The organism is Collinsella intestinalis (genome assembly GCF_902501455.1).
Lineage (GTDB): Bacteria > Actinomycetota > Coriobacteriia > Coriobacteriales > Coriobacteriaceae > Collinsella > Collinsella intestinalis.
The window spans coordinates 222,778-236,963 of sequence record NZ_CABWIC010000007.1 but is presented as its reverse complement, the minus strand read 5'-3'; the positions used below and the strand labels follow the sequence as shown (position 1 = coordinate 236,963).

General features: G+C 63.2%; 13 protein-coding genes and 1 tRNA gene. 8 read left to right on the top strand and 6 right to left on the bottom strand.

From position 1 onward, the window contains the following. The first annotated feature begins 68 nt into the window (after window positions 1-68). From AOBCEHNH_RS02235 to AOBCEHNH_RS02225, 3 genes are all read left to right on the top strand, one after another. Window positions 69-836, top strand: a complete 768-nt coding sequence (locus tag AOBCEHNH_RS02235; RefSeq protein ID WP_152062987.1) for a transposase — start codon at window positions 69-71, stop codon at window positions 834-836. 102 nt (window positions 837-938) lie between these two features. Next, window positions 939-1,556: an RNA polymerase sigma factor gene (locus AOBCEHNH_RS02230; RefSeq protein ID WP_152062986.1), complete on the top strand. Its 618-nt coding sequence runs from the start codon at window positions 939-941 to the stop codon at window positions 1,554-1,556. A gap of 14 nt (window positions 1,557-1,570) precedes the next feature. Continuing rightward, window positions 1,571-2,536, top strand: coding sequence for a hypothetical protein (locus AOBCEHNH_RS02225; RefSeq protein ID WP_152062985.1), 966 nt, complete (start codon window positions 1,571-1,573; stop codon window positions 2,534-2,536). A gap of 49 nt (window positions 2,537-2,585) precedes the next feature. On the opposite strand, the gene AOBCEHNH_RS02220 is transcribed toward AOBCEHNH_RS02225, so the two are convergent. From AOBCEHNH_RS02220 to AOBCEHNH_RS02195, 6 genes are all read right to left on the bottom strand, one after another. After that, window positions 2,586-3,851, bottom strand: coding sequence for a glutamate-5-semialdehyde dehydrogenase (locus AOBCEHNH_RS02220; RefSeq protein WP_152062984.1), 1,266 nt, complete (start codon window positions 3,849-3,851; stop codon window positions 2,586-2,588). Between the two features lie 63 nt (window positions 3,852-3,914). Further along, complete coding sequence (gene proB, locus AOBCEHNH_RS02215; protein WP_152062982.1) at window positions 3,915-5,036, bottom strand: glutamate 5-kinase; 1,122 nt, start codon at window positions 5,034-5,036, stop codon at window positions 3,915-3,917. Beyond that, entirely contained in the window at window positions 5,033-6,541 is a 1,509-nt protein-coding gene (locus tag AOBCEHNH_RS02210) for a nicotinate phosphoribosyltransferase (RefSeq protein WP_152062980.1), read from the bottom strand. Before AOBCEHNH_RS02210 ends, proB begins: the two co-directional genes overlap by 4 nt. A gap of 79 nt (window positions 6,542-6,620) precedes the next feature. Next, window positions 6,621-7,031, bottom strand: coding sequence for a hypothetical protein (locus AOBCEHNH_RS02205; RefSeq protein WP_152062979.1), 411 nt, complete (start codon window positions 7,029-7,031; stop codon window positions 6,621-6,623). A gap of 90 nt (window positions 7,032-7,121) precedes the next feature. Further along, window positions 7,122-8,066 carry a radical SAM protein gene (locus tag AOBCEHNH_RS02200; protein ID WP_226803201.1) on the bottom strand — a complete coding sequence of 315 codons (945 nt, stop codon included), beginning with the start codon at window positions 8,064-8,066 and terminating at the stop codon, window positions 7,122-7,124. 156 nt (window positions 8,067-8,222) lie between these two features. Further along, a tRNA-Ala gene (locus AOBCEHNH_RS02195) sits at window positions 8,223-8,298 on the bottom strand. A gap of 535 nt (window positions 8,299-8,833) precedes the next feature. Between AOBCEHNH_RS02195 and rlmD the strand changes: the two genes are divergently transcribed. The 5 genes from rlmD to AOBCEHNH_RS02170 all read left to right on the top strand — a co-directional run bounded on the left by rlmD (window position 8,834) and on the right by AOBCEHNH_RS02170 (window position 14,017). Next, window positions 8,834-10,147, top strand: coding sequence for a 23S rRNA (uracil(1939)-C(5))-methyltransferase RlmD (gene rlmD / locus AOBCEHNH_RS02190; RefSeq protein ID WP_152062976.1), 1,314 nt, complete (start codon window positions 8,834-8,836; stop codon window positions 10,145-10,147). Window positions 10,148-10,218: 71 nt separating this feature from the next. After that, window positions 10,219-10,764, top strand: coding sequence for a DJ-1 family glyoxalase III (locus AOBCEHNH_RS02185; RefSeq protein WP_152062975.1), 546 nt, complete (start codon window positions 10,219-10,221; stop codon window positions 10,762-10,764). Next, complete coding sequence (locus AOBCEHNH_RS02180; RefSeq protein ID WP_152062973.1) at window positions 10,761-11,315, top strand: Maf family protein; 555 nt, start codon at window positions 10,761-10,763, stop codon at window positions 11,313-11,315. The genes AOBCEHNH_RS02185 and AOBCEHNH_RS02180 overlap by 4 nt, the downstream gene beginning before the upstream one ends. Before the next feature lie 91 nt (window positions 11,316-11,406). Beyond that, a complete protein-coding gene (locus tag AOBCEHNH_RS02175; RefSeq protein WP_152062972.1) occupies window positions 11,407-12,420 on the top strand; it encodes a P1 family peptidase in 1,014 nt (337 codons plus the stop codon). 139 nt (window positions 12,421-12,559) lie between these two features. Continuing rightward, entirely contained in the window at window positions 12,560-14,017 is a 1,458-nt protein-coding gene (locus tag AOBCEHNH_RS02170; protein ID WP_152062970.1) for a basic amino acid/polyamine antiporter, read from the top strand. Window positions 14,018-14,186: the final 169 nt, after the last annotated feature.

Genomic DNA, 14,186 nt, shown 5'->3' with positions numbered 1-14,186 from the left:
CTCAAATTAAGGACTTCCCTAATTTGAGGCATGTGTAAACAAGCCAAAAACGAAACAGGAGATGCCACATGCCGAGAACCTCACGAAAGCGATCGGAAACCGGCTTTTACCACGTGATCCTGAGAGGAAACGGCAAGCAGAACCTGTTTGAAACCGATAAGGACCGGGCGGCATTCATGGAGGCCGCCCGGTCCTCTTTTTCACGCGACAGCGTCACGCTCATCGCATGGTGCCTTATGGACAATCATGTGCACCTCATCATCGACGACCCGCTCGACCGCATAAGCACAGCCATCCAACGCGTAGCCTCGACGTATGCAATGTACTTCAACCACACATTCGGACACTCAGGCCACGTGTTCGAAGGGCGCTACGGAAGCGTTCCCATTATTGATGACGAGCAGTTGCTTGCAGCGGTGAAATACGTCCACAACAACCCTCTCAAAGGCATGGGGATCACGCCTGATCGCTACCCGTGGTGCAGCTATTCAGAGTATACATCCGGCGTATCGAGATTCGCAGATATCGACACGCTTCTCGAGCTACTTGGTGGGATCCAGGCGTTTGTGATGTTCTCCATCAACGACAACGTCACCGGATATCGACCAGCCTTCAAAAAGTATGCCGACGAAGACGAGAGGGCTACGCTCGCCCAGCAAGTATTCGAGTCCTTCGGATGCACGGCAACGGGCGTCAAAGAGCTGCCGAAGAAAACAAGAAACCAAGTGCTCAAGGCCTTGTGCGAATGCGGGCTAACGGTGAAGCACGTTCAGAGGCTCACCGGCATCGGAGAGTGGACGATCCGCAACGCCGCGGGGCGCGTCAAGAAACGTTAACCCGCCCGTAAACCTCAATTTAGGGACAGTCCCTAAATTGAGGTTGCACGGATGTAACAATTCAATAGTTCTCGCCGTGTATGGGGTGAGGAGGTGGAAGGCATGAAACAAAAACCACCACATACCGTCGAGGCGCTCCAATCCGAAGCTTTCATGGAGCACGCCATCGAGCATCATCGCGGAGCAGTCCTGAGACTCGCGCTCGCACGGACGCACAGTGCGACGGACGCCCAAGATATCGCCCAGGATGTGTTCATCAAGCTGCTGCGAAGCGCCACAAGGTTCCACGACGATGATCATCTGCGCGCGTGGCTGCTGCGCGCGACCCACGATTCATGCATCGACCTGCATCGGCAGGCCTGGCGTCGCCGCGTCGAGACGCACGAGGACATGGCTGCCGTTGCGGACCGAGAGACGTGGGACCCGGCCATCGAGGAAGTCGTCAACCATCCAGTATGGACGGCCATGGAGCGCCTACCCGACAAGCTGCGTTGCGCGCTGCACCTTCACTACGTCGAGGGATACGGCATCGCTGAGGTCGCGGACATCTTGGGATGCACGGAGGCGGCAGCCCGCACGCGCCTGCATCGCGGACGCAAGAAGCTGGCCGCCGAGCTCGCGCGACTTGAAGCAGCGGGGTCCGCGCCCGCCTCTACGCACAGCACAGCCGCGGACCCGAACGAACCGACCGACCCCGCAATGCAGCAGACCGCATATTAGAGAGGAGCCCCGTCGTGACACAGAACCTTATGGATGACTACGTCCGCACCATGAAAAGCGTCGGTAGCGATGACGCTTCACTCACGCGCATCCAGCGCGCCGTCGCCCGCGAGCGCGCTCGCAGCGCATCCGTCCCTGCCGCTTCTGGGCGCACCGACATGTCCGCACGAACCGCATCGGCATCAGCGCCCGCACCCTGTCGAGGCCTGCGCATCGCCGCCGTCGCCGCATGCACGGCGCTGCTCGCGCTCGGCGGCGCCTTCGCACTCCCCCGGCTGATGGGCCGCGGCGCGCCCGTCACCCCCGTGGCGGGGATGCAGGGATTCGTCCTTGCCGCCTACGCCGACGGCAGCGCGGTCGAGGAGGGCGAGAACACCGTCATAACCTCGACGGATATCATCATGAGCTCGGGCTCGTGGAGTCAGGGAGATGACGGCAGCTACACGACGGCGTACACCATCGATCCAGGCGTCCTCGGCAACGACGTGGCCTCGGTCGAGTACCGCTCGACCAACGAGAACGTAATGCTCGAGGGCATGCGCGACCGCGGGAAGGTGCTGCCCGGCGAGAGCCTGGGAACCGAGTACCTCTCGTCGATCACCGTAGGCGGGCCGGACGCGACGCTGCCCGACATCCATCAACTCGATCTGCGCGTCACCACGCCCGAGACCGATGCGATCAAGAAAGCAGACGAGACAGATAGGGAGCTCTCGTATGCGAGCGTATACGACGAGGAGGCCAGCGGCCGCCACTCATACGAGGTCGAGCGCGCCTGCGCCGAGGAACTCGCTTCGGGAACGCTCGAGATTACCGCGACCTTCGCAGACGGAAGCACGCAAACCCACGTCTACCGCATCGCGCCCGTCGAGGATTTCGAGCAGCTCTGGTGGAAGGATCGGACGGCCAGGCGGGCATCGTTCGACGATGAGGACGCCGATTACGAGCCCCTACAGCTCTTCACCCTGCAGCAGATCGAATAACGCTCAAGTCAACCAAAACCTCAATTTAGGGACTGTCCCTAAATTGAGGTTACGGGCGCACCTGCCCCGTGCCTCGAAGCTCATACTTGTACGTCGTGAGCGCCTCGGCGGCAAATGGGCCGCGGGCGTGCAGCTTCTGAGTCGAGATGCCAATCTCGGCACCCAAGCCAAACTCACCGCCATCGGTAAAACGCGTGCTCGCATTCGCGTACACGGCGGCAGCATCCACCTCACGCAAGAAACGCTCGCAAGCCTCCTCATCCTCGGCGACAATCGCCTCGGAGTGGCCCGTGCCGTAGCGGTTCACGTGCGCGATGGCCTCGTCGATACCACCCACGACCTTCACGCTGATCTCAAGCGCGAGATACTCACGTCCCCAGTCCTCTTCCGTCGCGTCGACAAACTCGCCGGCAAAGGCGACGCCGCGAACGCGTTCATCTCCATGGATCACCACACCGGCGGATCCAAGCTCGGAGAGTGCCTCGGACAGGAAGGCGTCGGCGATCGACTCGTCCACAAGCAGGGACTCACACGCATTGCACACGCCCACGCGTTGGGTCTTGGCGTTCATGATAATCGCGCGAGCCTTGGCAAAATCGGCACTCTCATGAACGTAGATGTGACAGTTGCCCGTGCCCGTCTCGATAACCGGCACCAGGCTCTCGCGAACGCAGCGCTGGATGAGACCGGCACCACCGCGCGGAATCAGAACATCAACCACGCCGCGCAACGCCATGAGCGCCCCCGTTGCAGCGCGATCGGTCGTCTCGATGATGGAAACCGCCGCCCGGTCGAATCCACTCGCCTCGACGGCATCCGCCAAGATGCGGGCGATTGCGACACAGCTGTTCTGAGCGATGGAACCTCCGCGCAAAATGCAGGCGTTGCCCGTGCGAATGCAAATGCCGGCGGCATCGGCGGTCACGTTGGGACGCGCCTCGTACACCATCGCGACAAGCCCTAAAGGCACGCTCACGCGCCTCAGATGAACTCCCTCGCTAATGTCGCGCTCATCGAGCACGCGCCCCACGGGGTCGGGCAAATCGGCGAGCTTATCGAGGCCTGCGGCCATGCCCTCGACGCGCTCCGGCGTGAGCAGCAAGCGGTCGAGCAAGCCCTCGGATGTACCCGCGGCGCGAGCGGCATCCATATCGATGGCGTTCGCCTCGAGAACCTCGTCGGCACGCTGGCGAAGAGCGGTGGCCATGGCGCGCACCGCGGCACAGCGCGCCTCGTCGGAGGCAAATCCCAATGAACGCGAGGCGGCCTTTGCCTCGCGGGCAAGATCTTCAACATATACGGCGATATCGTTCATGGCGAACTCCTCACGTGTGTAAAATGCACCCGTCCCCAATTGCACATCGGGCAGGCCGCGGCGCTACGCGAATACGATCAGGTTGTCGCGATGGATGGCGGGCTTATCAGCGAGCGCGACGAGCAGACGATTGCCGGCGATATCCTCCTGACGACGGCCCGCGGCGAGCTCGAGCACGTCCCGGTCGGCTTCGGCGATACCGCGGGCAAGCACGAACCCATCCGCATCGCGAACGTCCAAGATATCGCCTGCGGAAAAATCGCCATCGACGGCCTTGATGCCGACCGACAACAGCGATCCGCCGCCATCGACCAGGGCCCTTGCGGCGCCGGCATCGACTGTCACCGTACCGTGAGCCGAATCACCCAGCGCAATCCACAGCTTACGAGGCGCGATCTCCAAGCGGCCCGCAGGCGGCACGAACCGCGTGCCCACCTGCTCGCCCATGGCAAGGCGCACCAGTGGGCGCTCCTCGGCACCCGAGCAGATGACGCTCTCAATGCCGGCCGTCATGAGGATGCGGCAGCTGCGGATCTTGGTGATCATACCACCCGTGCCGACCGAGGTGGTGGAGTCGCCGGCGGAACCGATGATCGCGGCGTCAATCTTGTCCACGAGCGGGATGAACTCGGCATTCGGATCGAGCGAGGGATTAGCCGTGTACAGACCGTCGATGTCGGAGAGCGTCACGCACAGATCGGCGGATACCAGGCAGCTCACAAGGGCGGCGAGCGTGTCGTTATCGCCGAACTTGATCTCGTCGACGGCGGTGGTGTCGTTCTCGTTCACCACGGGCACCACGCCCAGCTCGAGCAGGCGCGTGAGTGCATCGCGGGCGTGCAGATAGGAGGAGCGGCGAGCGGTATCGCTGCGCGTGAGCAGAACCAGCGAGGTCAGCATGTCTACGGCGCGAAACTCCTCGTCATACACGGCGGACAGCACGCACTGCCCCACCGAAGCGCAAGCCTGCAGGCTTGGCATATCGGTCGGACGCTTATCGAATCCCAGCAAGGGGGCGCCGCAAGCGATCGCGCCCGAGCTCACCACCACGAGGTCCCAGCCGGCATCACGCAGATCGCGAGCCTGCGCGGCGAGGGACGCTATGAAATCACGGCGAAGCTCGCCCGCCTCTACCAACGTGGAGGAGCCGATCTTCACCACCATGGTCTTGCGCTCGTTCATCATTTCGCCTTCCAGGGAAGTACGGAGGACGTGGCGGCCATGCGCTCGCGCACGAGGCCGTCGCGCAGGGCGGCGAGCCCGCGCTCCATGCCCACCACGTAGGATTGCGGATACAAAAAGCGCTTGTACGCGTCATCAAGCGAAGCGAGAGATGCGGCGCAACGGGCGCGGGCGAGCTCGATGTTCTCACGCGGGGCGACCGCGGAGCCCTCGCGCACGACCGGCTCCAACAACTCTCGGAAACTGAATCCTGACACATCGGTCACCAACGCCGCGTCGTTCACCGCCACGAGCGTGTGACCGAACGTCCCATCGCCAGGCTGGGAGGACTCGTCCCAAATCATGTCGCACACGGGGCTTCCCGTGCGATCCACGTAGCGACGCACCTGCTGAACACCGGGAATCGTGCGTTTGTAGGGCTGCTCGGAAAACTTCATGACGGGAGTCCAGGCTTCCGAGGCGCTATCGCGACGCGCCGAGAGCTTGTACACGCACCCGAGCGCAGGCTGGTCGTAGCAGGTGGCAAGCTTGGTGCCCACGCCGAATGCATCGACTGGAGCGCCCTGGCCCAACAGGGAGCTGATCGTATGCTCGTCGAGATCGTTCGACACGACGATCTTCACATAGTCGAGGCCCTCCTCATCGAAGCGACGGCGCGCGTAGGCGGAGAGCTTCGCCAGGTCGCCCGAATCGATGCGGATGCCGGAGAGGCGCTCGCCGGAGGCTTCCATCTCGCGCGCCACGGCTATGGCGTTCTCAACGCCCTCGCGCACGTCATAGGTGTCGACGAGCAGTGTGCAGTTCTTGGGGGAGCTCTTCGCGAACGCGCGGAAGGCCTCGAGCTCCGTCGGGAAGCTCAGGACCCAACTGTGCGCGTGCGTTCCCGAAACGGGAATGCCATAGCGACGCCCCGCAAGGACGTTCGAGGTCGAAGCGCATCCCGCAACGTAGCTCGCGCGCGCGACCGCGACGCCGCCATCGGGGCCCTGGGCCCGGCGCAAGCCGAACTCCGCAACCGGACGGCCCTGCGCCGCCTGCACCACCCGCGCGGTCTTGGTGGCGACCAGCGTCTGAAAGCCGATGATGTTGAGCAGCGCCGTCTCCAAAAGCTGGCAATCGAGCATGGGGCCCGTCACGCGAACCATCGGTTCGCGTGCGAACACCAACTCGCCCTCGGGAATCGCGTCGATATCCACCCGGGGACGGAAGTCGGCAAGGAATCGCAGGAATCCCGATTTGAACAGCAAGCCGCCGCCAGGCGCCTCGAGCTCGGAGAGGTAGGCGATGTCCTCCTCGGTGAACCGGAAGTTTTCAACGAACTCCCCGAGTTCAGCGGTACCGCACATGACCGCATAGGAGTTGCCGAACGGCGCCTCCCGGAAGAACGCCGTGAAGCACCCCTGCTCCTCGGTCTTATCGTTCTCCCACAGCCCTTGGGCCATAGTCAACTCATATAAGTCGGTGTTCATAGACGCGTCGGTTGGACGCGTGACATCGGTCAAAGCCACGAGAAGGCCCCTTTCCGAAATGACGTGCGCCGCGCCGAGATTCGTGCTCGACGCGGCAGAAGCGGAAGCATCGACACGGCTAGCGCGTGGCGGTGTAGATGATGAAAGCGACCACGGCGACGAGGGCGACGGCGATGATGATCTTCTGCGCGACGGGCATGGTGGGAATGCCATCGTCATCCACGGTGTTGGAGGTCACCATGCGCTCGCCGAAGGTCTTCTCCTTGGGACTGGACGTGGGCGCGGGTTGAGGCGCCGGACGAGACGAAGTATCCTTGGCCGCGGGCGCCTTCCTAGCAGCGCGCTCCTCGGCGGCGCGCTCAGCCAAGATCTCGGCATCGACGCGCTCCTGCTCTGCACGCAGGGCCTCGAGCTCCTCGCGCTCCACGCGAGCGCGCTCCTCCTCAGCGCGGCGCGCCTTCTCGGCGCGCAGGGCCTCGAGCTCCTCGCGCTCCTCGTCCGTCAGCGGCATGGCAGTTTGGTCGGCCATAGCGGATTCCTCCTGATATCGAGGGCAGGCGACCGCGCCGCGCACCCCTCATGCATGTATGGATGGGTTGCAGTATACCCGTTCACACCCCTAGCCTGCAGACGCCGAGCGCAGCACACCCGTGGTGTCGAACGCGGGCGTGAAGCTCTCATCCACCGCGCCGCCCTCCTGCCAGAACATCTGCGTGAACCCCACATCGTCGGCATGGTCGAGCACGAACTCATATTCGTCTTCCGTAACCGCGCGAGAAAGCTCCCCACCCGATGCTCGCATCCGCTCATTCGGCGTGTACTGGTTCATAACAGAGATCGGCACGTCGCCGGCCACATCCCAAATACGATCGAGCACGCGACACGAATCATCCGCGTGACCGGGAAGCACCAAGTGGCGCACGATCACCCCACGCCGCATCATGCCGTCCGCATCTACGAGCTCTCCCCCGCGGGCGGCCACCGCGGCGCACATGCGAGATAGGGCACGCGCCGCCGTCTCGGGATAATCGACGACATGGGACAGTGCGCGGCCCAAGTCGGCGTCAGCGTATTTGTAGTCCACGAGCCAGACGTCGACCAACTCGGCAAGCTCGGCGACGGCCTCCTCGCGCTCGTAGCCGCTCGTGTTGTAGACGATGGGAATCGACAGGCCCCTTCGGCGCGCCTCGCCGATCGCCGTGGGCAGGAGGTGCGCGTAATGCGTCGCGGTGACGAGGTTGATGTTGTGCGCCCCCTGCTCCTGGAGCTCGAGCATGATCTCGACCAAACGTCCGGGCGCGACTTCGATGCCAAATCCGCCTGTCGAGATCTCGTGGTTCTGGCAGTACACACATTTGAGGGGGCAGGCGGAAAAGAAAATCGTGCCCGACCCGCGCTCGCCGGAGATGGGCGGCTCCTCCCAATAATGCAGTGCCGCACGAGCGATTTTGAGAGAGTCGTCCGCCCCGCACACGCCATGCGCCCCCGCCGCGCGATTCGCCCCGCAGCGACGCGGGCAAAGCTCGCAATGACTGAGCGAGGCGGTTTCGAGCAGGTTTGTCATGGCGTGCGTCCTTCCCATGTGTAATTTGGGGACGGGTGCGTTTTACACATGGCGCAAAGTCGCACCGTGCATCCAAATACAACTGAAGCGACCAATAGCGGGCACATTCAACCGATATGAAAAAGGCCCCGTTACCGGAGCCTAATCAAAATCCTGTGGTGGAGACGAAGGGGATCGAACCCTCGACCTCCTCGATGCGACCGAGGCGCTCTCCCAGCTGAGCTACGTCCCCAGGACAAGTGAACATTCTAGCAACCATGCGCGCGGTGTCAACGGCAAAATGGCGAAGAATTTCTCATCGCAACGCGAGCACAGCGCACGCACCGCGGCGCGCCGGACCGCGCACGTTGGCGCGACGCAAGAAAACCGCCCCCCACTTCACGAAAATGAACCCACCTCTGCAAGGTGGGTGCCCTCATCGCTCGGTTCCAGCTTCCTTAACAACGAAGGATTCCTGTACTGCGCTCGACTTCTCGGGCTCCCTAAATAAACGCGACGGTTCACCCAGTTGCTCCGCGGGGGGCGGAACACCTTCATCATAGGGCATGCGATTTACGATACTAGTCTTGACTTCGAAAAAGTGTTGTCGGACGATGGTGACAAGCCGCGCGTAATGCGGCTTTCTTTATGTATAACGACGAGGAATTCGCAGGTGACCCGCACATTCGCACGCATGGCCTGCGATACTGGAAACGACTGGGCCGCGCACCGCGGCAGACGGTCTCCAACGATCATACGTCCCCAATTGAACAGGCACGGGAGGCGCCATGAGGCTCACCATCGACACTATGACATACGGACCGGACGGCCTCGCCCGCACGGATGAGGGCAAAGCCGTTTTCGTCTCCGGTGGCCTGATCGGCGATACCGTCGAGGTCCGCATCACCGATGACGGGCCTTCCTTCTCACGCGCCGTAGTCGAGGAGGTCCTCGAGCCCTCCGCCGATCGCGTCCAGGCGCCCTGTCCTTTCATCGGTATCTGCGGTGGTTGCCCCTGGGGCGGCCTCTCGCATGAGTCCCAACTCGCAGCCAAAGAAGAGAACCTGCGCAGCGCCCTCACACGCATCGGTAAGTTCTCCCCCGAGGAGGTCGCCGAGCTCATGCGCCCCATTCGTCACACCAAGGAGCCCTGGGGGTATCGCAATAAAGTCGAGCTCGCACCGGTGCGCGAGGGCGGTAAGTTCCGTCTCGGCATGCACGGGCGCGATGCCAGCCAGGCCATCAAAGTCGATTCTTGCCCGCTGTTCGACAAAAAACATGCCAAGGCCATCAAGGCCGTGACAGGCGCACTCGGCTTCCTCGGCAACTCGCGCGACCTTGAGCTCGAGCGCGTCGGCATCCGCTCGAGTCGCCGCACCGGAGCTCTCGAGATCGCCCTTTGGACCCCCACGGGGGCCTTCCCGCGCGCCCAGGTCTCACGGGTGCTGAGCGACGCCGTGCGCGCGACGAGCGTGGTACGCGTCATGTCCAAGGGCGAGAAGCGAGCTCGCCGCGTCGCCGGCGTCGAAGCCCTTGCGGGTGAGGGCTCCTGGACCGAGAAGATCGGTGAGGAGAACATGCGCCTGTCCGCCCCGTCGTTCTTCCAGGTGAACACCAAAGCCGCCGAGATACTCATCGACCTCGTCATGGAGGCGCTCGACCCTCAACCCGACGAGTTCGGCATTGACCTGTATTGCGGCGCCGGCACCTTCACGTTGCCGCTCGCGCGCCGCTGCGACTTCGTAAGCGCCGTCGAGTCCTACGGACCGGCCGTGCGTGACCTGCGCCGCAACCTCGATATCGCCAACCTCACCAACGTCGACGTGATCGGCGGAGACGCCGTGCGCGAGTTCCCCGATGAGGACGCCGATGTGCTCGTGGTGGACCCGCCGCGCGCGGGCCTGGCGCCCGAGGCGATTCGACTCATCGCGTCGACGAGCGCACGCGATGTGGCCTACGTCTCCTGCGACCCCGCTACCCTCGCCCGCGACCTGCGCCGCTTTGTGGAGGAGGGCATATTCCGCCCCGTCTGGGCCACCCCCGTCGACTTGTTCCCACAGACCTTCCACTGCGAGACGGTCGTCAGGCTCACCCGCGCGTAAAGCGGCTGATACTCACAAGGACGAATCGGGTATAACTCCGGCATCGCTGCATCCAAATGAGAGGATTTGCCATGTCCGGAGTTGCCGTACTTGCCGCCGATGGTTTTGAGACCATCGAATGCCTGACCGTCGTCGATGTTCTGCGTCGCGGCGGCATCCACACCGCCCTCGTCTCGATCATGGATACGCGCGACGTCGTGACCTCCCAGCAGATCCCCGTCACATGTGACGTCACGTTCGACGAGGTCGATTTCTCCGAATACGACTACGTCGTGCTGCCCGGCGGCCTGCCCGGCGCCACCAACCTTCGCGCCGACGAGCGCGTCTGCGAGCTGGTACGCGAGTTCGCCGCCACCAAGCACGTCGCCGCCATTTGCGCCGCACCCTTCATCCTGGCGGAACTCGGCGTACTCGAGGGTCACAAGGCCACGTGCTTCCCCGGTTTCGAGACCGCCTTCCCCGCGGGCGCCTTCGCGGGGGACCGCACCGTGGTGGTCGACGGCAACGTGATCACCGCCTCCGGCATGGGCCAGGCGCTGCCCTTCGCCCTCGCCATCCTGAACGACATCGCCGGCGAGGTCGCCGTCGAAAAGGTGAAGGACGGTATCCAGCTGTGATTCTCGCCTCCCAATCGCCTCGCCGCATCGAGCTGATGCGTGAGGCGGGTTTCGACACCCGCGTCATACCCGCAAACATCGATGAGACCGCTCTGCCGGACGAGGGCCCGTTCGACATGGTCGAGCGCCTGGCCCGCGCCAAGGCCGCGGCGGTGGCAAAAGAACATGCCGAGGAAGGCGAACCGGTCGTGGCAGCCGACACCATCGTCGCCCTCGGCGGAGAGCTGCTCGGCAAACCGGCAGACGAAGCCGACGCGCGCCGTATGCTCCACGCCCTCTCCGGCAAAACGCATCAAGTCGCCACTGGGGTCTGCATCGTGCGCGACGGGAGCGCCGAATCCTTCGTCGACATAACCGACGTCACGTTTTACGAGCTCTCGTACGACGAGATCGACGCGTACGTTGTAACAGGCGAACCCATGGACAAGGCCGGCGCCTACGGCATCCAAGGCCAACACGGCCGTATGCTCGTCGAGAAGATCGACGGCGACTTCTACAACGTCGTCGGCCTCCCCATCGCCAAGGTCGTCCGCGCGCTGTCACGAACCTAACGCGCGCCCTGCGGCGGGCATACAAAACCCGCTGCAGGGCGCTCAGGCAGCATCATGTATCGTAAGCCTCAGCAAATGGATAGGAGACACCATGTCCACGCTCTCCCCCATCTCAATCACCGAGATTCCCGGATTCAAGTTCGGGCACTTCACGGACCGCGCGGGCGGAACGGGATGCACGGCGATCGTCGCGCCCGAGGGCGCCGTCGGCGGCGTCGACGTGCGCGGGGCTGCGCCGGCATCGCGTGAAACAGACCTGCTCAAACCGGAGAACACCGTTGAGGAGGTACACGCTGTCGTATTGAGCGGCGGATCGGCCTTTGGTCTCGATGCCGCCTCGGGCGCCGCCAACGAACTCGAAAAGCATGGCATCGGCCTCGACGTGGGCTGCGGACGCGTGCCCATCGTATGTTCGAGCTGCCTGTTCGACCTTGCATTCGGAAACTCGCAGGCACGACCCACGAGCTTCGACGGGGCCATGGCAGTCCGCGAAGCGCTCATCACGCCCAAAAGCCTCCCACTCGCGGAGGGGTGCGTGGGCGCTGGCACCGGAGCCACCGTCGGCAAGCTCGGCGGACCCGAGCGCTGCATGAAGTCGGGACTCGGCGCACGCGCCTTCCAGCTTGGCAGCCTGCAGGTGGGCGCGGTGTCTGCCGTGAACGCCGTGGGCAACGTAGTCGACCCCGCCACCCTCCAGCCGATTGCCGGCATGCGCGCCACCGCTGACGGACTCGAGATCGTCGACATGGAAGAGGCGATGCTCGCCATGGGCGAGCAGGTCACCATGCCGCTCGACCGCACGAACACCACCATTTCCTGCATCGTCACCAATGCCTGCCTCACCAAAGCGCAGGCAACCAAGGTCGCCCAGATGGCAGCCGACGCTTATGCACACGCCATCCGCCCCACGCACACGACCAACGACGGCGACACCATCTACGTTCTCGCAAACGGCTCGCTCGGTGCCGATACATCCGCGCGCATCCCGCTCGACCTGATCGGGCTCGTCGCCACACGCGCGCTTGAGGCGGCCATCGTCGCCGGGTGCACCGAGGCGACAGCCCTGCACGGGCTCCCCGCCCATCGCGACATCGCGGCCCCTTAATCAACGATCGGGCCCTCATCGGGCCCATCCAAGCCGTTCGCGGACAACGCCCCGCCCCTCACCGGACATCCGGCAGGACGCGGGGCGTTGCTCTATGCTGATAGCATCTTTTGACCATCTCGATATTCAAGGCTCCACGATGTCCGATTCAACTCCAAATCCCACCGTTCAAGACGCGCCGCACAAGCATGGCATCAGCCTCATGGGGCTCATCGCGCTCGTCATCAGCTCGGCAATCGGCTCGGGCGTGTTCGCACTCTCCACTGATGTCTCGGCCGCCGCGGCTCCCGGACCCGCGCTCATTGCCTGGCTCATCACCGGAATCGGCTGCATGGGCCTCGCCACCACCTTTGGACGCCTCTCCATCGTCAAACCCGAACTCGACGGTATCGTGGCTTACGCCCATGCGGGATTTGGACCGTTCGTCGGATTCATCTCCGGATGGGGTTACTGGCTCTCGATTTGGATCGGCAACGTGGCGTTCGGCGTCATGCTCGTCACCGCCATCGGATATTTCTATCCTCCGTTCGCGGGCAACCTCACCATTCCGGGCGTGATATTCATCTCTCTTCTGAACTGGGCGATCGTGCTGCTCGTCAACCGCGGCGTGGAGCAGGCGAGCACGCTCAACGCCATCGTCATGGTCTGCAAACTCGTGCCCATCTTCTCGTTCATCATCGCGATGGTCTTCGTCTTTGATTTCGATGTATTCACCGCGGACTTTTGGGGCAACGTCGCAAACAACCTCTACGGCACATCATATACAAACGTAAACGGCACCGTGGTGGGTGCGCCCGGGCCCATTCCCCGGCAGATCGTCAACTGCCTCATGGTTATGATGTGGCTCTTCGTGGGCATGGAGGGCGCGAGCGTGCTGGGCCACCGCGCCGAACGCAAGTCCGATGTGAGCCGCGCCAGCATCCTGGGATGCACGATACTCGTGGCGATTTACGTCGCGGCATCTATCCTGCCCTACGGCTATCTCACCCGTGAGGAGCTCATGGCGCTCGGCTCCCCGTCCATGCCCTACATCTTCGCGCGCGTCGTGGGACCTTGGGGCGGTGCGTTCATCTCCGCAGGCCTGATTATCTCCATTTTTGGCGCCTGGCTCTCCTTCACCATGTTGGCGTCCGAGGCGCTGTGCGGCATGGCGCAGATGAAGTTGCTGCCCCGTGCGTTCTCTCATCTAAACGCATACAGCGCGCCCACGGCCTGCCTGTTCACCACGGGCGCCATGGTTCAACTCCTCACCATCGTGATGATGTTCTCCAGCGAGGCATACCAACTGGCTTACTCGCTCTGCACGGCGGCGATCACCATCAGCTGGACGCTCGCCGCCGCATATATGGTCAAGCTCGGAATTGAGCAGCGAAAGCGGGGACGGGCGGACTATCCCGAAGCCGTCGGAAACGCAGAGCATCCAAACTCCGAACGCGTCCGTGGAGCCGATTTGGCGCTCGCCTCGTTCACGGTCGTGTTCCTCGTAGTTGCCGTGGCGCTTGCGGGCATCCAGCAACTCCTGTTGTGCTGCATCGCCTACATCCCTGGCATCTTCTTCTACAAGAAGGCCCAACGCGAGCAAGAAATGTTGCAGTAAACCTCACTTCGGACGACATCAAGTACATCCAGCTGCCGCGCGACCTGCGGGAATGGTGACTGAACCTCTCTCGGTATTCGACCACTCACCGATTCGCTGCAACATATCTCACGGTTATGCCAGCTTGGCCGAAATGCAGGCATACAATCACCCGAAATCGGATAGGATA